Origin of the sequence: Dyella marensis (assembly GCF_900112865.1) — a bacterium.
In the GTDB taxonomy this organism is placed as follows: domain Bacteria; phylum Pseudomonadota; class Gammaproteobacteria; order Xanthomonadales; family Rhodanobacteraceae; genus Dyella_D; species Dyella_D marensis_A.
In genome coordinates, this window is sequence record NZ_FONH01000009.1 from 37,278 (window position 1) to 56,552 (window position 19,275).

General features: G+C 68.9%; 17 protein-coding genes. 11 read left to right on the plus strand and 6 right to left on the minus strand.

The features are described 5' to 3' along the window. The first annotated feature begins 92 nt into the window (after positions 1 to 92). From BM172_RS13225 to BM172_RS13235, 3 genes are all read left to right on the plus strand, one after another. Positions 93 to 2,312 carry a hypothetical protein gene (locus BM172_RS13225; RefSeq protein ID WP_026634670.1) on the plus strand — a complete coding sequence of 740 codons (2,220 nt, stop codon included), beginning with the start codon at positions 93 to 95 and terminating at the stop codon, positions 2,310 to 2,312. A gap of 62 nt (positions 2,313 to 2,374) precedes the next feature. Continuing rightward, positions 2,375 to 3,454 carry a PA0069 family radical SAM protein gene (locus tag BM172_RS13230; protein WP_026634669.1) on the plus strand — a complete coding sequence of 360 codons (1,080 nt, stop codon included), beginning with the start codon at positions 2,375 to 2,377 and terminating at the stop codon, positions 3,452 to 3,454. Between the two features lie 46 nt (positions 3,455 to 3,500). Then, on the plus strand, positions 3,501 to 4,610 hold the full coding sequence (locus tag BM172_RS13235; protein WP_026634668.1) for a PA0069 family radical SAM protein: 1,110 nt from the start codon (positions 3,501 to 3,503) through the stop codon (positions 4,608 to 4,610). Positions 4,611 to 4,622: 12 nt separating this feature from the next. Here the strand turns inward: BM172_RS13235 and yjjJ are convergent, their stop codons facing one another. The 5 genes from yjjJ to BM172_RS13260 all read right to left on the minus strand — a co-directional run bounded on the left by yjjJ (position 4,623) and on the right by BM172_RS13260 (position 11,022). Next, positions 4,623 to 5,996, minus strand: a complete 1,374-nt coding sequence (yjjJ, locus tag BM172_RS13240; RefSeq protein WP_026634667.1) for a type II toxin-antitoxin system HipA family toxin YjjJ — start codon at positions 5,994 to 5,996, stop codon at positions 4,623 to 4,625. A 112-nt stretch (positions 5,997 to 6,108) separates the two neighbouring features. Then, complete coding sequence (locus BM172_RS13245; protein ID WP_026634666.1) at positions 6,109 to 8,136, minus strand: S9 family peptidase; 2,028 nt, start codon at positions 8,134 to 8,136, stop codon at positions 6,109 to 6,111. Between the two features lie 118 nt (positions 8,137 to 8,254). Continuing rightward, on the minus strand, positions 8,255 to 9,175 hold the full coding sequence (locus tag BM172_RS13250) for a patatin-like phospholipase family protein (RefSeq protein ID WP_026634665.1): 921 nt from the start codon (positions 9,173 to 9,175) through the stop codon (positions 8,255 to 8,257). Between the two features lie 90 nt (positions 9,176 to 9,265). Continuing rightward, entirely contained in the window at positions 9,266 to 9,964 is a 699-nt protein-coding gene (locus tag BM172_RS13255; protein WP_035323040.1) for a 2OG-Fe(II) oxygenase, read from the minus strand. A gap of 41 nt (positions 9,965 to 10,005) precedes the next feature. After that, positions 10,006 to 11,022, minus strand: coding sequence for a class 1 fructose-bisphosphatase (locus BM172_RS13260; RefSeq protein WP_026634663.1), 1,017 nt, complete (start codon positions 11,020 to 11,022; stop codon positions 10,006 to 10,008). Between the two features lie 188 nt (positions 11,023 to 11,210). On the opposite strand from BM172_RS13260, the gene BM172_RS13265 reads away from it, so the two are divergent. The 5 genes from BM172_RS13265 to BM172_RS13285 all read left to right on the plus strand — a co-directional run bounded on the left by BM172_RS13265 (position 11,211) and on the right by BM172_RS13285 (position 13,760). Next, positions 11,211 to 11,585 (plus strand): VOC family protein, encoded by a 375-nt coding sequence (locus tag BM172_RS13265; RefSeq protein WP_026634662.1) that lies wholly within the window; start codon positions 11,211 to 11,213, stop codon positions 11,583 to 11,585. Positions 11,586 to 11,751: 166 nt separating this feature from the next. After that, positions 11,752 to 12,363, plus strand: a complete 612-nt coding sequence (locus BM172_RS13270) for a DJ-1/PfpI family protein (RefSeq protein WP_026634661.1) — start codon at positions 11,752 to 11,754, stop codon at positions 12,361 to 12,363. An 11-nt stretch (positions 12,364 to 12,374) separates the two neighbouring features. Beyond that, on the plus strand, positions 12,375 to 12,566 hold the full coding sequence (locus BM172_RS13275; RefSeq protein ID WP_035323037.1) for a hypothetical protein: 192 nt from the start codon (positions 12,375 to 12,377) through the stop codon (positions 12,564 to 12,566). Further along, positions 12,563 to 12,967, plus strand: coding sequence for a GFA family protein (locus BM172_RS13280; RefSeq protein WP_026634660.1), 405 nt, complete (start codon positions 12,563 to 12,565; stop codon positions 12,965 to 12,967). Before BM172_RS13275 ends, BM172_RS13280 begins: the two co-directional genes overlap by 4 nt. A gap of 88 nt (positions 12,968 to 13,055) precedes the next feature. Beyond that, complete coding sequence (locus tag BM172_RS13285; RefSeq protein WP_026634659.1) at positions 13,056 to 13,760, plus strand: helix-turn-helix transcriptional regulator; 705 nt, start codon at positions 13,056 to 13,058, stop codon at positions 13,758 to 13,760. A gap of 82 nt (positions 13,761 to 13,842) precedes the next feature. Here the strand turns inward: BM172_RS13285 and BM172_RS13290 are convergent, their stop codons facing one another. Beyond that, on the minus strand, positions 13,843 to 15,057 hold the full coding sequence (locus BM172_RS13290) for a lytic murein transglycosylase (protein ID WP_026634658.1): 1,215 nt from the start codon (positions 15,055 to 15,057) through the stop codon (positions 13,843 to 13,845). A 131-nt stretch (positions 15,058 to 15,188) separates the two neighbouring features. On the opposite strand from BM172_RS13290, the gene BM172_RS13295 reads away from it, so the two are divergent. Genes BM172_RS13295 through BM172_RS13305 form a run of 3 tightly spaced genes read left to right on the plus strand, consistent with a single transcriptional unit; the run spans position 15,189 to position 19,237 of the window. Continuing rightward, positions 15,189 to 15,806 (plus strand): ParB-like protein, encoded by a 618-nt coding sequence (locus BM172_RS13295; RefSeq protein ID WP_026634657.1) that lies wholly within the window; start codon positions 15,189 to 15,191, stop codon positions 15,804 to 15,806. Continuing rightward, positions 15,803 to 17,455 carry a SulP family inorganic anion transporter gene (locus BM172_RS13300; protein WP_051548500.1) on the plus strand — a complete coding sequence of 551 codons (1,653 nt, stop codon included), beginning with the start codon at positions 15,803 to 15,805 and terminating at the stop codon, positions 17,453 to 17,455. Before BM172_RS13295 ends, BM172_RS13300 begins: the two co-directional genes overlap by 4 nt. An 18-nt stretch (positions 17,456 to 17,473) precedes the next feature. Continuing rightward, on the plus strand, positions 17,474 to 19,237 hold the full coding sequence (locus BM172_RS13305) for a DUF885 domain-containing protein (RefSeq protein WP_035323104.1): 1,764 nt from the start codon (positions 17,474 to 17,476) through the stop codon (positions 19,235 to 19,237). Positions 19,238 to 19,275: the final 38 nt, after the last annotated feature.

The following is a 19,275-nucleotide window of genomic DNA, read 5'->3' on the forward strand; positions in this document are numbered from 1 at the left end:
TAGTCGGCCGAAGGGCTGGGGTTTGCCGCGCCGCGCACAATCCATGCGGGTTCGCGGCGTAAGATCGGCCCGATCCAACCAGGGGACGATCCATGGAAGCGAAGTCCACCGAAGCCAGGCGCGGCGGATGGCTGCAGCGCCTGTTCGACAGCGCCGGCGGTGCGTTCGCCCTGCTGCTCGACCATCTCAAGCCCTTGCGCGTATCGCTGAGCATCCTGGCCTTCGCGGCGATCGTGGCGACCAGCGTGGACCAGGCGGCCGAGCTGTTCCTGATCGCGGTCTGGGTCGATCCGAGCCTGGGCCGCTACCTGGCCCTGCTGGCCAGCAGCGCGCTGGCCGGCCTGGCGGTCTGGTACGGCGCGCGCAATGCCTACCGGCTGACCTACCTGCGCTGGCCTGCCTTGCAGGAGGAGCGCGGCGCCGGCCTGCGCAATTGGCTGCCACGCATCATGGGCGCGTCGATTCCGCTGCTGGTGCTGCTCGGCTACGCGCTGGCCCTGGTCAAGGTGCCGCACGGGCCCTGCGGCATCACCCAGGACTGCGAGGGGCGCGTGTGGCGGGCAGCCGGCCTGCTGCTGGTGTCGCTGGCGCTGGCCGTGTTCTTCATGACGCGCCGCCGCCTGCTCAATGCGCTGCCGCGATTGGCCAAGGTGTCCGCCATTCCGTCCCTGGAAGATCGCGTCGAGCGCGTCGGCCAGCTCGGCCGCGCCGCGCGCAGGGTGTACCTGCTGTCGATCCTGGCCAACATCGCCGCCACCGTGCTGATCGCCTGGCGGCCGGAGCTGCTGGACGGCATCGGCCCGCTGGCGATCCTGCTGATTGCCGCCGCGTTCTTCGCCCTCAATGGTGGCTGGCTGTGCATGCTGGCCGACCGCCGCGGCTTTCCGCTGCTGACCGGGCTGCTGGCGCTGAGCGCGCTGCTGCACGTGCTGCATCTGAACGACAACCACCGCGTGCGTCAGTACCCCGGCATGAGCACGCACAGCCATCCGCAGACGGCGCCGGCGGACCATCGCCCCGCCTTCGACGACTACGCCAACGCCTGGCTGGACCAGCGCTGCGCCGGGCGCTCGCCCTGCCCGGTAGTGGTGACCGCGGCCGAGGGCGGCGGCATCCGCGGCGCGGCATGGACGGCGATGGTGCTGGCGCGGCTCACCGCGCTGGTGGACGCGCGGCATCCGCAGGCCGGCGAGCCCCTGCTGGCGCAGCACCTGTTCGCGGGCAGCGGTGTATCCGGCGGCAGCCTGGGCCTGGCGACCTATACGGCGCTGCTGCGCCAGCCCGCCGGCGCAAGCGCCGACACGCTCGAACGCCGTTCGCGCATCCTGCTCGACCATGACTTCCTCGCGCCGACCCTGGCCAACATGCTGTTCGTCGACTTCACCCAGCGCTGGCTGCCGGGCGCCTGGTTCGACGACCGCTCCCGCGCGTTGACCCGCGCCTGGGAACATGCCGGCCGCAAACAGGGCATGGACGCGTTCGCCCAGCCGTTCGCCGCGCTGTACGGAACTGGCGACGGCAAGCCGGACATCGGTACGCCGGCGCTGTTCCTCAACAGCACCACCGTGGCCGAGGGACGCCGCTTCATCCAGCACCCGTTCCGGCCGATGGCCTCGCCCCAATCGCAGCCGTGGACCGCCGCCTTCGAAGGTTCGGCCTGGCTGGATCCGCGCGTACCCCTGAGCGAAGCGGTGCTCGACAGCGCGCGCTTCACCTATGTCAGCCCCGCCGGCACGCTGGAGACCGCGCCGCCGCCCGGCGTCAATGCGCCGGTGCCCGCGCGGCTGCAGCTGGTCGACGGCGGCTACTTCGAGAATTCCGGCGCGGTGACGCTGGGCGAGGTCATGCACCGCCTGCGCGAGCTGGCGCGTGCGCGCGGCGTGGCGTTGCGTTTCATCGTGCTGCATATCAGCAACGATCCGGAGATGGCCGATTTCGTCGACCGCCACGACCCGGCCCGCCCGCTGCCGCTGTACACCACCGCCTGCCAGGGCCAGCAGCAGGCCGGCGGCAAGGGCAGCGCGCCGAGCGGCGAAGCCACGGCGCCGCTGCGCGCCCTGCTCGACACGCGCACGGCGCGCGGCGAGTACGCGCGGGCCCGCCTGCTGGAAAGCCTGCATACGGATGCGGCCGATCCCGCGCGCGGCGACATGCTGTGGCATTTCCGCCTTTGCCCCGGCGACTACCCGATTCCGCTGGGCTGGACGATTTCCTCGCCGGTGTTCGACGAGATGCAGCGCCAGCTCGAGCACAACTACCCGTTGGCGACGATGGCCGAGGCGCTGGACGCGCAGCTGTCCTCGGCGCATTGACGCAAGCGGTCGCAACGGCTGAATCTCAGCCGTTGCGACCGCGCTGGCGTAGCCTGTGCGGCATGTCCGAGCTCTCCAAACCCGCCCGCATCATCAAGGGCCGGGGTTCGTCGTCCCGCACCGTCAGCCGCTTCGACAAGCGCATTTACACGGCGGAAGACGATGGCTGGTACCAGGAACCGGAAGCCGCGCCGCGCCTGCCCACCGAGGTGCGCGAGGACATGGCGCGCAGCATCATCAGCCGCAACGATTCGCCGGACGTGGGCTTCTCGCAGTCGGTCAATCCGTACAAGGGCTGCGAACATGGCTGCGTGTACTGCTTCGCGCGCCCGAGCCATGCCTACCTGGATCTCTCGCCAGGCCTGGACTTCGAGACCAAGCTGTTCGCCAAGACCAATGCCGCCGAGCTGCTGCGCAAGGAACTGGCCAAGCCCGGTTACCGCTGCTCGTCCATCGCGCTGGGCATCAATACCGACGCCTACCAGCCGATCGAGCGCAAGTACCGCATCACGCGGCAATGCCTGGAGATCTTCGCGGAGACGAAGCATCCGGTCGGTTTCATCACCAAGAACGCGCTGATCGAGCGCGATATCGACCTGCTCGCCGCGATGGCGCGCGAGCGGCTGGTGAACGTGTATTTCTCGGTGACCACGCTGGACAACCGCCTCGCCTCCCGCATGGAGCCGCGCGCCAGCGCGCCGCATGCCAGGCTGCGCGCGATGAAAGCCCTGCATGAGGCCGGTGTGCCGGTCGGCGTGATGGTGGCGCCGGTCATCCCGATGATCACCGACCGCGAACTGGAAGCCATCCTGGAGGCGGCGAAGGAACACGGCGCGCAGGCGGCCGGCTATGTGCTGCTGCGGCTGCCGCACGAGCTGAAGACGATCTGGCGCGAATGGCTGGAACTGCATTACCCCGAACGCGCCGAACACGTCATGAGCCTGATGCGCCAGATGCACGGCGGCAAGGATTACGACAGCACCTTCGGCAAGCGCATGCGCGGCGAGGGACCGTTCGCGCAGCTGATCCAGCAGCGTTTCGCCAAGGCCTATGCGCGGCTGGGCTTCGGCCGGCTGGCGCCGGTGGACGCGAGCCGCTTCGTGCCGCCGCGGCCGCCTTCGCCGCAGGGCGAATTGTTCTAGCGAGCGTGTCGCGCGGCGCGAGACGGCGACGGCGCACACTCTGCGGATGGCCGCGCCTTCCGATCCCACCCCTGCTGATCCCTGGCTGCGCGCACTCAAGGGCCGTGGCGCCGCGTCCAATCCGCTGGGGCGCTTCGAGACCATCCGCCGCCACGCCGAGGACGACGGTTGGCAGCACGCCGTGCTGGACGAGGAACAGCCGCGTCCGCAGACCATGGTGACGGAAGAACGCGCGCGCAGCGTCATCACCCGCAACGACTCGCCGGATATCGGTTTCGACCAGGCGATGAATCCGTATCGCGGTTGCGAGCACGGTTGCATCTATTGCTTCGCGCGGCCATCGCACAGCTATCTCAATCTGTCGCCGGGCCTGGATTTCGAGACCAAGCTGCGCGCCAAGAGCAATTTCGCCGAAGTGCTGCGCGCCGAACTGGCCAGGCCTGGCTACGTGCCCAAGCCGATCAATATCGGCAGCAACACCGACGTCTACCAGCCGATCGAGAAGCATCGCCAGCTCACGCGTGCCGCGCTGGAAGTGCTGGCCGAGTGCCGCCATCCGTTCACCATCGTCACCAAGAACGCGCTGATCGAACGCGACCTGGATCTGCTCGCGCCGATGGCACGCAATGGCCTGGTGCAGGTGTTCATCTCGATCAACTCGCTGGACAACCAGCTCGCCGCCAAGCTGGAACCGCGCGCCAGCGCGCCGCATCGGCGCATCAAGGCGGTGCGGACGCTGGCCGAGGCCGGCGTGCCGGTCGGCGTGCTGGTGGCGCCGATCATCCCCGCGCTCAACGACCGCGACATGGAAGCCGTCCTCGACCAGGCCGCCGCCGCCGGCGCCAACAGCGCCGGCTACACCGTGCTGCGCCTGCCGCACGAGCTGAAAGTGCTGTTCCGCGAATGGCTGGCGCTGCACGCGCCGCAACGCGCGGAACACGTCATGAGCCTGGTGCAGCAGATGAATGGCGGCCGGGATTACGACAGCAATTTCGCCACGCGCATGCGCGGGCAGGGCGTGTTCGCCGATCTGCTGCGCCGACGTTTCGAAGTGGCGTGCCGGCGGCATGGCTTCGGCCGCGCCTGGGAGCTGACGCTCGATACCTCGCACTTCGTACCGCCGCGCGAATCGTCGCCGCAGGGGCAGTTGTTCTGACGCCGCAGCGATTCAGGCGAAGCGCTGTCGTATCCGCTCGATCTGCTCGTGATTGGCGGTGGCGATATCGCGGAACGCGTCACTGACCTGGGCGTGCTCGCCGACACGTTGCCAATAGTCAGTAGCCCAGGTTGCCGCCTGCTGCCACTGCGCGAGTACGTCGGGCCGAGGCGGGCGAGCCTGCAGGGGTGTGATGGGCAGGTTGCCGCTGGCGCCGGGGCGGTAATGCATCGGCAGCATGTCGTAGCTGGGGCAGAGCGCCAGCGGCAGCGTATCGTCGAGGAAGAAGGACAGGTTGCCGTAGTGCATGTCGGTGTTGGCAATGAGCCGCCCGAACCACCACAGGCGGGTGACATCGTCGACGGCGGCCTCGCCGAGCCAACCGTCCCGCAGCATGCGTGCCGCGGTGTCGGGCCAACCGTCACGCACACCATCGTGGGCATCGCTCCAGGCGGCCAGCGAGACCACGCCACGCCGGCCATGCGCACCGATGCGGTCGAACCGCGTCGATTCCAGGCAAAGCCTGTCGCCGGACCAAACCAGTTCGGTGCGTGCGCTGGCGATGCCTCGCTCGTGCAGCAGGCAGGCAGCGATGTGTTCGCTGACGAGCAGGTCCGCCCAGCGCCGGCCGACCGGATTGGCATGCACGGGCTCGGAGAACTTCACGATGACGTGCCGCAGCGAGCGGTCTTCCTCGACGACGCAGGCCGTGAACTTCGGTTGTTCTCCCGCAGCCGACGAACCTGCTTGCGGCCCGGACAAGGCGCGTTCGGCCAGTTCCGCATAGCGCAGCTGGCGTTCCCCCACGGGCAAGCCTGCGGCTGATGCACTCAAGGCCTTCTCGAGCGCGCGTTCGCCGAGCACGAACTGGCCGGGGCCATCCTCGCCGCGCAGCAGCAGGGCGGTCAGCACGTCGTCGTTGTTCCAGCGCAGGATGTCCTCGCCCAGCCCGAGCTCGGCCGCGTGCGCACGCGCGAACATGCGGCCGAGGAAGCCCTGCGGGCGCATGTCGTCCAGGAACCAGGGCAGGCCGGGAAACAACCCCTCGCCGAAGTCATCGCGTAGCCAGCCGGGCAGCCGACCGGCCTGGAGCAGGCTGCCATCGTTGTGCAGGGCAACCAGTTCGCCGAGTTCCTGGGGACGCCCTTGCGCATCGATCCGGTAAAGCGGCCAGCGATCGCCCAGCCCCCGCACCTCGCGGGTAACGGCATAGCGCGAGCGGCGTGCCTGGCCGATTCGGATGACCCGATCCCCCGCCTGGGTGAGCAGGCGGGATACGGTGGGCTGGCTGATGCCGAGGGTGTCGCCGAGGGCTCGGGCCGAGGCCACGCCCGCCCGCCGCAGTGCGGCGAGCAGTTGATCCAGCGAGATGACCTGGGTGTTCATGACTGAATAGATACTTGAATAGATACTTTCTATCAAGTCCTTTCTATATCAGCTAGTTATAATTATTTCACCCGAGATGTTGAATAGATTAAAGAATGGATTTCACGGCCTGTTACGGCGCCGCCGGCAGATACTTCTGGAACCACAGCAAGGCCCGCTGCAGCACATCGCGCTGGTGCTCCGGGTCGACGAAGTGGTGGCCTTCGTTCGGGTAGATCACCAGCGAGGTGGCCACGCCCTGCGCGCGCAGGGCGTGCCAGAACTCCAGTGACTGGGCGGCGGGGCATTCGGCGTCGCGGTCGCCGACCACCACCAGGGTGGGGGCGGTGGTCTTCTTGATGAAGTTGACGGCGGAACTCTTCGCGTAGGCCGACGGGTCGTCGTACACGGTGGCGCCGAAGTACGGCGGCATCCACTGGTCGATCAGGTTCTGGCCGTAATAGCTCTGCCAGTTGCCGATGCCGGCGCCGGCGACCACCGCCTTGAAACGCTGGGTCTGGGTGGGCGCGAACATGCTCATGAAACCGCCATAGCTCCAGCCGGTGAGGCCCAGGCGCTGGTCGTCCACCGGCAGGCGCTTTTCGATCGCGTCGATGCCGGCCAGCGTGTCGCCCAGGTCGCCGTAGCCGAAGTCCTTGCGGTTGGCCTGCACGAAGGCCTCGCCCTGGCCGAAGCTGCCGCGCGGGTTGGGCAGGAACACGAAATAGCCCAGCGCCGCGAACGGTATGCCGCCGTAGCCGACGCGGGGCCAGTGCGGGATCAGGGTGCTGGCGGGGCCGCCGTGGACGTTCACCACCATGGGGTAGGTCTTGCTCGGGTCGTAGCCGGCCGGATAGATCAGCCAGCCCTGCACGCGGCGGCCGTCGTGTTCCCATTCCACCGATTCGGCCTTGCCCCAGGACGGCTTGCTGTCGGCGTTGAGGTGCGTGACGGCAGGCGGCGGTGTCTGCGCGAGCGGGCCGGCATGGACTTCCGGCGCGGCGTCGAATGCGTGCTGCACGAAGGCCACGCGGGCCTGGTCGTCGGACAACGACAGGCTCATGGCCGCGCGCCCGTCGCCGATGGTGGCGGGCAGGGTGAACAGCACGCGCTCCTGCGTCGCGGCGGCGGCGGTGACCGTGTATTCGGCCACCTGGCTCTGCCCGCCGGCGAGCTGGCTGACCAGCATGCGCGCGCCGCCTTTCCAGGTCAGCCACACCGGCGTGACATGGATGCCTGGGGTGAGATTGGCGGGCTCGCCGCCGGTGGCAGGCACGCTGTAGATGTCGCCGCCGGTGGCGCCCTGGTCGCTCATCAGTCCGCCGATGAAGGCAATGCGCTGGCCGTCCGGCGACCAGCTCGGCAAGGCGAGCTGCAGGCCATGCAGGGGGCCGCGGGTGGTGGCGGGATCCACCACCGTCCTGGCGGTGGCGCCGGGCTGCGCGTCCTGCACCAGCAGCTTGGCGATCCACCAGTTGTTGTCGCCCGGCGGTGGCGCGGCGACGAAAGCCAGGCGCTGTGCATCCGGCGACCAGGCGAACTCGTAGACATGGCTGCCGGCCGGCGTGAGCAGGCGCGGCGTGCCGCCTTCCGCGGCGACGGCGGCGACGCGCTGCACTTCGACGCCGTCCACGCCGATCTCGCCTTCGGCCGGCTTGGCCGCTTCCAGTGCGCTGGAGCGGCGCGTGCCGTTCTCTACATACAGGAAGCCCAGCTCGCGGCCATTCGGCGCCCAGTTCAAATCCTGCGCCGGACCCTTCAGCACGGAGAGCTTCTTGAGCCCCTTCGCATCGGTGACGTCGGCGACGAACAGATCCTTGTGCTTGTCGCGGTTGCCGCAGTCGGAGAGAAAGGCCAGATGCCGCGAATCCGGCGCCCACGCGATATCGGTCTGGCTGCAGCTGCCCGCCTGGATCGAGGCGACGGGATGCGCGTCGCTGCCGTCGGCCTTGGCCACCTCGACCATCGGCTTGCCCTTGGTGCCGACCACCCAGGCCAGCCGCTGTCCGTCCGGCGACAGGCGCGCCATGGAAATCGGGCGGGTCCTGGCCAGGTCCGCGAGCACGCGCTCGATGCGCGGATCGCTCGCCGCCTGGTCGGCGAAAGCCAGCGGCGACAGGGCGAGGGCGAACAGGGGCAGCCAGCGGGTGGCGTGAGGCATGGGCTTAGGTCCGGCGTGCGGGGGAAAGCCGCACGCTAGCAGCCGCCTTATGGACAGGCCAGGGTGAGAAGCTGGGGGTTCTGGCGAAAGTTCTTATCCGCGCCCGGCGGGCGGCGCCTCAGTGCGTCGCCACCACCGGCGCGGCCGAAGCCTTGCGCGCCGCCTCCAGCGTGGCGAGCCTGGCCTTGATGGCCGGCATCGCCGCCAGCGCCGCGCGCTCGCCTTCCAGGATGGCCTGATTCTTCTGCTCGAAATCGGTGGCGCCGATCTGGTTGACCCGGGGACGAATCACCACGTCGGCGCGGGCCAGTTCCTGCTCGCCGAGCTTCTGGCCCATGATGCTGATCGACTGGCCGACCACGCCGAGCATGCCCTGCGGGTTGGAACCGTCGGCCTTGCTGGAGATGTCCACCGCGATCACCAGGTCCGCGCCGAGCTGGCGCGTGGCGTCCACCGGCACCGGGCTGACCACGCCGCCGTCGACGTAATGCCTGCCGCTGATCTCGACCGGCTCGAACACGCCGGGAATGCTGCTGGACGCGCGCACCGCCTGGCCGGTGTTGCCGCGCACGAACACCGTGCGATGGCCGTCCTCCAGCTGGGTGGAGACCGCCGCGAACGGCAGCTTGAGCTTCTCGATCGGGCGGTTGCCGACCAGCTGGTTGACGTAGTCCTGCAGCTTCTGGCCCTGCACCAGGCCGCGCGAGAACAGCTGCACGTCGCGGATCTTCGCCTCGTCCATGCCGAAGGCCTGCTCCTGCATCTGGAACGGATCCATGCCGCTGGCGTACAGCGCGCCCACCACGCTGCCGGCGCTGGTGCCGGCGACCACGTCGGCATGGATGCCATTGGCTTCGAGCATCTTGATCACACCGATATGCGCGAAGCCCTTGGCTGCACCGCCGCCCAGGGCCAGGCCGATGCGCAGCTTGGGCAGCACCACGGCGGGCGGCGGGACGGGCGTGGGTTTCGGCGCGCCGCCGAAACAGGCGGTGAGGGCGAGGGCGGACAGCAGCAGGACGAAGCGGGCGGGGCGCATGGAGTCGGCAGGCGAGTGGTCGGATGGCGGGCGAGTGTAAGGCCGGATCGGGGCGCCGGGCGGGAAGGATGCGGCGGCGCCGGGGACAGCTCAGCCGCCGTATAGCTTCTCGGCGCGCTGGAACAGCACCCAGCTGGTGGCGATGTACTTGTCGCCGCCGCGTGGCTGGTTGCCGCGATGGGTGTGGGTGAACGCCGCCGGTGCGATCAGCAGGCTGCCGGTGCGCGGCGCCACCTTGCGCTGCTGGTGCAGGAACTCGGTCTCGCCCTCGGCGAAGCTGTCGTTGAGATAGATCGTCCACAGCAGGTGCCGGTGCAGCGTCTGCGCGGTGGCGTCGCGCGGGAACAGCTCGCAATGCCAGTACGGATAGCCGCCGCTGTCGGCGCGGTAGCGCTGCAGGTTGATCGAGCCGGGCACGAACACCTGCCGCGCCAGCGCGCCCAGCGCCGCATCGTCCATCGCCGCCACGTCGGCCTCGCCCAGGCGGCGCGGCTCGCCCGTGGCCGGGTCGGGCACCTGCAGCATCAGCGGCGCGATCAGCGTGTAGGGATAGCGCCGCAGGTAGGCCACCAGGCCGGCCAGCATGGCCAGGTTGAGCGCGGTCTCGGCGTCGCGCCACTCCTGATGGTTGCTGATGGTGATGTCGCTGCTGCGCTTGAGCTGCGGATACACGCCGCCGCCGACCTGGCCCGGCACGACGGCGCCGCTGTGCTCGAAACGCTCGATCAGCGCGGCGCAATGCTCCGGCGCCAGCGCGTCGTGGAAGACCTCGATGAAATCGCCTGGCATGTCCCTTCCCGCGCCCACCCTGGTGATGTGCCTGTGACGGCTCAGCCCTGCGCGCCGTCGGCTTCCCGATGGTAGTGGGTGGCCAGCTCGATCTCCTTCCTGGAGCCGAGGAACACCGGCACGCGCTGGTGCAGGCCGGTCGGCTGCAGTTCCATGATGCGCTCGCGCCCGGTGGTGGCCGCGCCGCCGGCCTGCTCGATGATGAAGGCCATCGGATTGGCCTCGTACATCAGGCGCAGCTTGCCGCCCTTGGACTTGATCTTGGCGTCCAGCGGATAGAAGAACACGCCGCCGCGGGTCACGATGCGATGCACGTCGGCCACCATCGAGGCCACCCAGCGCATGTTGAAGTCCTTCGCGCGCGGACCTTCCGTGCCGGCCAGCAGCTCGCCTACATAGCGCTGCATCGGCGCCTCCCAGTGGCGCTGGTTGGACATGTTGATGGCGAACTCCGCGGTCTCTTCCGGAATGCGGATGTCGCGGCGGCTCAGGGTGAAGCTGCCCACTTCGCGGTCCAGGGTGAACTCGTGGGTGCCGTGGCCGAAGGTCAGCACCATCAGCGTGGCCGGGCCGTACACCACGTAGCCGGCGGCCAGCTGCTCGGTGCCCGGCTGCTGGAAATGCTCGGCGGCGGGTTCGGTGATGCCGTCGGGGCAGCGCAGGATCGAGAAGATCGTGCCCACCGAGATGTTGACGTCGATGTTGGACGAGCCGTCCAGCGGATCGAACAGCAGCAGGTGATTGCCCTTCGGGTACATGTCGGGGATCGGCTGCGGGTCTTCCATCTCTTCCGATGCGCAGGCGGCGAGCTGGCCGCCCCAGGCATTGGCTTCCAGCAGGATCTCGTTGGAGATCACATCCAGCTTCTTCTGCGCCTCGCCCTGCACGTTGTCGCTGCCGGCATTGCCCAGCACGCCGCCCAGGGCGCCCTTGCTGGTGGCCACGGCGATGCGCTTGCAGGCGCGCGCGACCACTTCGATCAGCAGGGACAGTTCGGCGTTGATGCGGCCGGCGCGGCGTTCCTCGATCAGGAACTGGATGAGCGAAACGGGCTTCATGGCGGGTCCGTAACGAAAGGGAACGCGCATTGTCCGGGCAGTTGCTGAACCGCGCCAGCCGGAAAACTACCCGGCGCCTTCACCGTTTCATCACCGCGCCGTGTCGGCGGCTGCTGACAACACGCTGGCAGCAGGGGGTCCCCAGACTGCGCTCCACGCATCGAGACCCCCACAAGGAACCCAAGGCCATGCTCAACCCCGTCGTCACCAACTGGTTCGAAATCCCGGTCCGCGAGATGGATCGCGCCATCCGCTTCTACGACGCCTCGCTGGGCACGTCGCTGCGCAGCGAGCTGTTCGGCGGCATGGAGCTGGCCGTGTTCCCGTACGACGCCGAGCAGCACGTCACCGGCGCGCTGATGCGCCTGGACGAGTGCGAGCCATCCATGCACGGCAGCACGGTGTACCTGAGCGTGGCCGACGTGGCGCAGACCCTGGCCAAGGTCGAGCAGGCCGGCGGCGCGGTGATCGTGCCGCGCACGGAGCTGCCGGAAGGCAAGGGCGCGTTCGCGCAATTTCGTGACAGCGAGGGCAACCGGGTGGGCCTATGGTCCCGGCAGTGACCTGAAACCCGCCCCGCCGCCGGCATGGGCCATGCGGCGGGCGAGGGAGGCGGCGCGATGTCGTGGCGCGCCGCCTTCATTCGTCGTTACCAGGATCGTCATCGTTATCCGGGGCTGAAGTTTTCGGGCGGCCGCCGGCAAGGCATAGCAATGGAGGGAACTGAACATGCGTGACACTGTGTATTTCCTGGTGTTCGACGGTTTTGCCGACTGGGAGGCCGCGCTCGCCCTGTGCGAGATCCGCCGTCCCGGCGACTGGCGCATCGTGACCGTGGGCTTCTCGGCCCGTCCGGTCACCTCGATGGGCGGGCTGAGCATCACGCCCGAGGTCACCCTGGACCGGCTCGACCTGTCCCGCGCGGCGCTCCTGATCCTTCCCGGCGGCCACCTGTGGCAGCGCGGCGAAGGCCAGGAAGCGGTGGATGCGGCCGAGCGCGTGCACGCCGCCGGCGGCACCGTCGCTGCGATCAGCAGCGCCGTGCTGGCGCTGGCCCGGCACGGGCTGATGGCGCGCAGCCGCCACACCGGCAATTTCACCGGCTTCGTCGGCGGCTATGGCGTCGTCTATGACGGCTCGGAGAGGTACGACCCCGATGCGCTCGCGGTCAGCGACGGTGGCTTCATCACCGCCAGCAGCCTGGGCAGCGTGGAGTTCGCGCGCGAAGTGATCCGTGCGCTGGACCTCTACAGCGGCAGCGATCGCGAGCATTGGTATCGACTGTTCAAGCATGCCGCCCCGCCGCCGTGGTACGCCGGCGAGAAGGCGGCCACTGTCTGAGGACTACCGTCATGGCTGATCCGATCAACCGTGCGCTGATGGCTCACCGGCCGCTGTTCCTGAGCGGCCTGCCGCTGGACGGGCAATACCGCCTGCCGCCGGCCAAGCCCGGGCGCAACCACTCTCAACCGGCCAGCGGCCTCGCCGCGGCCTTGGCCATCGCCGCGGCGGCGCGGCGCTCGACCCGAGGAATCACCCGATGACCAAGACTTATCACGGCAGCTGCCATTGCGGCCGCGTGCGCTACGAAGCTGACATCGACCTGTCGGCCGGTACCGGCAAGTGCAATTGCTCGATCTGCTGGAAGCAGCGCTTCTGGGGCGCCACGGTGAAGCCGGAAGCGTTCCGCCTGACCGAAGGCGAGAGCGAACTGGCCGGTTACCAGTTCAACACCAACAGCTGCCAGCACATGTTCTGCAGGCACTGCGGCGTGAAGCCGTTCGGCCGCGGCTATGTCGAGGAGATCGGCGGGGCCTTCATCTCCGTCAATCTCGCCTGCCTCGACGACGTCGCGCCGGGCGAGCTGGCCGAAGCGCCGGTGCGCTACTTCGACGGCCGCAACAACAACTGGATGGAAACGCCGGCGGAGACGCGGCACCTGTGACGACGCCGGCGGCCATCGATGTCATGGACGCTGCGCGCCATGACATCCGGCGCTGGCCGCCGTCGCGCGGCTCGGCGATCATGCACGGATGCGCCGCGCCGACCGCCTGTTCCTCATCATCCACGCCCTGCGCGGGCGCCGCACGGCGCTGCCGGCGCGGCACCTGGCGGATACGCTTGGCGTATCGCTGCGCACCGTCTATCGCGACGTGGCGGACCTGCAGCTCTCCGGCGTGCCGATCGAAGGCGAGGCCGGCGTCGGCTACGTGCTGCGCAAGGGCTCGGACATCCCGCCGCTGATGTTCACCGCCGAAGAACTCGAATCGCTGGTGGTCGGCACGCGCTTCGTGCGCGCCTTCGCGGGCGAGAAGCTGGCCGCCGGCGCGCAGGCGGCCCTGCTCAAGATCGAGGCGGTGCTGCCGCCGGAACTGCGCGAGCGCGCGGCGCGCACGCGCATCTATGCGCCGATCTGGCGCGACGCCGGACGCGTCGCCTTCGCCGCGATGATCGACCGCCTCAACGGCGCGATCAGCGACAGCCAGGTGCTGTGCCTGGACTACGCCGACGAGGCCGGCCGCACCAGCACGCGCGAAGTCGAGCCGCTGTGCCTGGCGTTCTGGGGCGGCAAGTGGACGCTGGGCACCTGGTGCCGGCTGCGCGAAGGCTTCCGCAATTTCCGCCCCGACCGCATCGCAGATTGCCGCACCACCGGCGAGCGTTTCGCGCCCCGGCCGGGGCGCGACCTGGATGCTTATCTCGAAGCCATGCGTGGTTATTACGAAGGCATGGATTGACGATTGACGTCCCGGCGTAGGTTGGGGTGAGCCAACGGCGAACCCCAACATGGCAGCACCGAGCGCAACGCATTGTTGGCGTTCACGGCGATTGCCGCAGCGCCTTGAGAATGCGCTGCCCGGGCCGGCCGTCATCGACAGGCAGCCCGCGCTTGCGTTGTTCCTCCTGGATCGCCTGCCGCGTCTTGTCGCCGACCATCCCGTCCACCGTGCCGATGTCGTAGCCGCGCGCCAGCAGCAGTTGCTGGATCTCGCGGCGTTCCGCGCGCGAGGTGCCCGGGTCGTCGGTGGGCCAGGCGGCGACCAGGCCGGGCTGGCTGCGCAGTCGGTCGGACAGCAGCGCGATCGCCAGCGTGTAATTGATCGACGCGTTGTATGCGTAGATCGCGTCGAAATTGCGCAGGGTGAGGAAGGCCGGACCCTGCGCACCCGCCGGCAACACCAGCCCCGCCGGTTCGTCGCCGCCGGGCAGGGGCGAGCCGTTCACCAGGCGCACGCCCTGCGCGCTCCAGTAACTGAGCGGCCGCTTGGCCGTGCGTCCGCTGATCTTGCTGTCGAAGGCGGCAGGCAGCTTCACCTCGTAGCCCCAGGGCTGGCCGGCCTGCCAATGCGACATCTGCAGGTAGTGCGCGGTCGAGCCCAGCGCGTCGGGCACGCTGGCGATCAGGTCGCGATGGCCGTCGCCGTCGAAATCCACCGCCACCCGCTCGAAGGTGGACGGCATGAACTGCGTATGCCCGAACGCGCCGGCCCAGGAACCCTTGAACTCGTCCGCGCCGATATCGCCGCTCTGCACGATGCGCAGCGCCGCGAAGAACTCGCCGCGGAAATACTCCTGCCGCCGCCCCATGCACGACAGCGTGCCCAGCGACTGCAGCAGCGGCTTCTGGCCGAACTGCTGGCCGTAGTTGCTCTCCACGCCCCACACGGCGACCACGGTGGCCGGATCGACGCCGTAGGTGCGCTGCGCGCGTTCGAGCACCGCCGACCATTGCTTGAGTCGGGCCTTGCCGTCGTCGATGCGCTCCTGGTCGACCAGGGCGGACAGGTAATCCCACACGGGGATCACGAACTCCGGCTGCTTGTTGAGCGAATCGATCACCGTGGTATCCGCCACCAGGCCGCGCGTGTAGCGCTGGTAGGTGTCGGCCTGCACGCGCGCCTGCGCGGCCTTCGGCGCCAGCCCGGCCAGGCAGCGGGCGAAGTCGTCCTGCGATGACGTGTCCTGGGCATGGGCCAGCGCGGGCAGGGCAAGAGCGAGAACGAACGGAGCGAGGCGGCAGCGGGATGCGGGCATGGCGTGACCGTCGTGGTGGCGTGGGAAGCGCCCAGCGTAACGCAGCCTCCGGCGCAAGAAGCCGTGGCCGGCTTGGGCTACTCTCGGCGCGCGTTGCCTGCACGGGTCCGCCATCCATCGAGGAACTGTCCATGTCCGAGCCGCATGTGCGTCATCCGCTGCTGAGCGTCGCGCCCGACAAGCTGCGGCCTACCCAGGTGACGGTCGGCAAGGCCGAGGTGACCCAGAAGCGCGATATCTGGCGCGGCCTGGGCAAGAAGAAGCGCAAGGAGCTGATCGACGCGCACTGGTTCCCGGGTGTGCTGGGGCCGAAGAACAAGGTCTACATCGTCGATCATCATCACCTGGGCCTGGCCCTGCTCGAGGAAGGCGTCAAAAGCGTGCCGGTGATGGTGCAGCGGGATTTCTCCTGGCTGGAGCCGGATGTGTTCTGGCGCACCATGGAGTTCAACCGCTGGGCGCATCCCTACGACCAGCGCGGGCAGCGCATCGGCTACGAGGCGATGCCCGCCAGCCTGGAGCGGCTGGTGGACGATCCCTATCGCACCCTGGCCGCGCGCCTGCGCGAGGCCGGCGGCTATGCCAAGGACGCCACGCCCTATGCCGAATTCCTGTGGGCGGATTTCTACCGCCGCCGCGTGAAACTCGCCGGCGGCAAGATCAGCAAGCGCGTACTGGATGAAGCGCTGCTGCACGCGCATACGCACGATGCGGCCTATCTGCCCGGCTGGACAGGCGTGATCGGGTGAACGCCGACGCGGCCGCCGGCAGGCCGGCGCCCGGCATCGCCGCGGATCTTCTCGCGGGCCTGGCCATCGCCGGCCTGCTGCTGCCGGAGGCGGTGGCCTATGCCGGCATCGCCGGGCTGCCGCCGCAGGCCGGCGTGATGGCGCTGTTTGCCGGGCTGGTGTGCTACGGCGCGTTCGGCCGCAGCCGCTACGCGATCGTCTCGGCTACCTCGTCGTCCGCGGCGGTGCTCGCCGCCGGCACGCTGGCGCTGGAGGGCGGCGATCCGGCCTCGCGCGCGGCCATCGTCGCCGGCCTGGTGGTGCTGACCGGCCTGTGCTTTCTGCTGGCCGGCGCGTTGCGGCTGGGGGGTCTGTCGCATCTGATCGCCCGTCCCGTGCTGCGCGGCTACACCTTCGGGCTGGCCTGCGTGATCGCGCTCAAGCAATTGCCGACGCTGCTGGGTGTGCCGGCCCTGCATGGCGACTTCGTGCCGGCCTTGCTGGTGGATCTGCTCGGCGATATCGGCGGGACGCGGCCGGCGGCGCTGGGCATCGGCGCGATCGCGCTGTTGCTGTTGTTCCTGTGCGAACGATGGCGCCGGCTGCCGGGCAGCCTGCTGGCGATCGCGCTGGGCATCGCCGGGTCGGACTGGCTGGCGCGGTACGGCGTGGCCCTGGTCGGCGCGATGCGGCTGGCGCCCCAGTGGGCCTGGCCGAGCTGGCCGTCGAGCGGGCAATGGCTGCCCAGTGTGGAGCTGGCGGCGGCGCTGGTGCTGATCCTGTATGCGGAGTCGTACGGCTCGATCCGCAACTTCGCGCTCAAGCATGGCGATGCGGTCAATCTCAATCGAGACCTCGCCGTGTTCGGCGTGGCGAATGTCGTCGCCGGCCTGCTGCACGGCATGCCGGTGGGCGCGGGCTATTCGGCCACCTCGGCGAACGAAGCGGCCGGCGCGCGTTCGCGCCTGGCCGGCCTGGTCGCGGCGGGCGGCGTGTTGCTGATGGTGCTGTTCCTGCTGCCGTGGATCGAGCGCATCCCGATGCCGGTGCTGGCGGCGATCGTGATCCACGCGGTGAGCAAGTCGCTGCGCCTGTCCGCGTTCAGCCCCTACCTGCGCTGGCATCGCGACCGCCTGGTGGCTCTGGCGGCAGTGCTGGCGGTGTTGTCGCTGGGCATCCTCAACGGCCTGCTGTTCGCCATCGCCTTCAGCCTGATCATGCTGCTGCGCCGCCTGGCCACGCCGCGGCTGAGCGTGCTGGGGCGGCTCGATGGCGGGCACGACTTCGTCGACCTCGCGGCGCATGCGCAGGCGCGCGAAGTGCCGGGCGTGCTGATCGTGCGGCCGGAAGAGCCGCTGTTCTTCGCCAACGCCGAGGCGGTGTTCGCGCAGGTGCGCCATCGCGTGGCCGACCGCAGCGACCTGCGCGAGGTAGTGCTGAGCCTGGAGGAATCGCCCGATCTCGACGGCACGGTGCTGGAATCGCTGGGCGATTTCGTCGCCTGGCTGGACGCGCGTAGCATCGCCCTGCGCGTGGCCCGCCTGAAAGATCACGCGCGCACGGCGCTGGAACGCATGGCCTTGCCCCAGCTTCCGCCACAGGCATTGGAATACTGGAGCGTGGAGGATGCCGTGCTGGCTGCCACGCCGGCAGCAAAGGAAACCACCTGAGTGAAGACCCCGCATCGCATGACCTGGCTGGCGCTGGCCGCGCTCGCCCTCGCCGCACCCGCCTGGGCCGACGACACCGCCGCCCGCTTCCATCGCATCTACGAACAGGAATGGGCCTGGCGCAACGGCCAGGCCGGCATCAATAACGCCGGCGAGGCCCAGCCCAGCAACGCGCGCCTGGACGACGTCGATGCCGCCAGCCAGCAGCGCCGGCTCGAAATGTGGAAGAAGACGCTGGCCGACCTGGACGCGATCGACCCGAAGCAGCTCGGCGCCGAGGACAAGATCAACTACGCCGTGTACCGCACGCAGATCCAGAACATGCTGGCGGGGCAGCAGTACAAGCAGTGGCAGATGCCGTTCAACAGCGACTCGGCGTTCTGGAGCGACCTGGGCTACGTGCTCAACGCCGACGAGCTGCGCACACCGCAGGATTATCGGCGCTACCTCGACCGCCTCGGCCAGGTGCCGGCTTATTTCGACCAGCAGATCGCCAATATGCGCGATGGCCTCGATCGCGGCTTCACCGTGCCGCGCGCGGTACTGGACGGCCGCGATGTGTCGATCGCGGCGGTGGCGGAGCTGAAGGACCCGACCAAGAGCAGCTTCTACAAGCCGCTCGAAAACGTCTCGACCAGCGTATCCGCCGAAGATGCCGCGCGCATGCGCGAGGAGGCGAAGCAGACCATTGCGCAGAAGGTGATTCCCGCCTACGCCAGGCTGCTGAAGTTCTTCCGCGAGGAATACCTGCCGCGCGCCCGCACCACGCTCGCCGCCGAAGCCATGCCGGACGGCAAGGCCTGGTATCGCCAGCAGATCCTCGAATACACGACGCTGGACCTCGATCCCGGCGCGATCCACCAGGTCGGCCTGGAACAGGTGGCGAAGATCCATGCGCAGATGGTCAAGACCATGCAGGAGAGCGGCTTCAAGGGCAGCTTTCCCGAATTCCTGAAGTTCCTGCGCACCGACCCGCAGTTCCACGCCAAGACGCCCGAGGAGCTGCTGATGCGCAGCGCCTGGGTGGCCAAGCAGGTGGATGGCCAGCTGGGCAAGTTCTTCGGCCGCCTGCCGCGCCAGCGCTTCGCCATCGTGCCGGTGGCGCCGGACATCGCGCCGTACTACACCTCCGGCCGCGGCGGCGCGAGCGCTTATCTGGTCAACACCTACGACCTGCCGTCGCGCCCGCTGTACAACGTGGCGGCGCTGACCCTGCACGAATCGGCGCCGGGGCATTCGCTGCAGCTGGCGCTGGCCGCGGAGCAGAAGGGGCAACCGGCGTTCCGCCGCCAGGGTTATATCTCGGCCTACGGCGAGGGCTGGGGCCTGTACTCGGAATACCTCGGCAACGAGATGGGCATCTACAAGACGCCCTACGACCGCTTCGGTTATCTCACCTACCAGATGTGGCGCGCCTGCCGCCTGGTGGTGGACACCGGCATTCACCACATGGGCTGGACCCGCCAGCAGGCGATCGACTACCTCACCGACAACACCGCGCTGTCCGCGCGCGAGATCGCCAACGAGGTGGACCGCTACATCAGCTGGCCGGGCCAGGCGCTGTCCTACGAGCTGGGCTATCTGAAGATTCTGGAACTGCGCCGCAAGGCCGAGCAGGACCTCGGCACCCGCTTCGACATCCGCCACTTCCACGACACCCTGCTGGAGATCGGCTCGGTGCCGCTGCCGGTGCTGGAGCAGCGGATCGACCGCTTCATCGAGGAAGGCGGCCCGGAGCCGGCATTCGGCTGCGATTGCGCCAAGGACCGCAGCAAGTCCTGAAACAGGCGTGCCGGGCAGGGTCCTGGTCGATGGTGGCG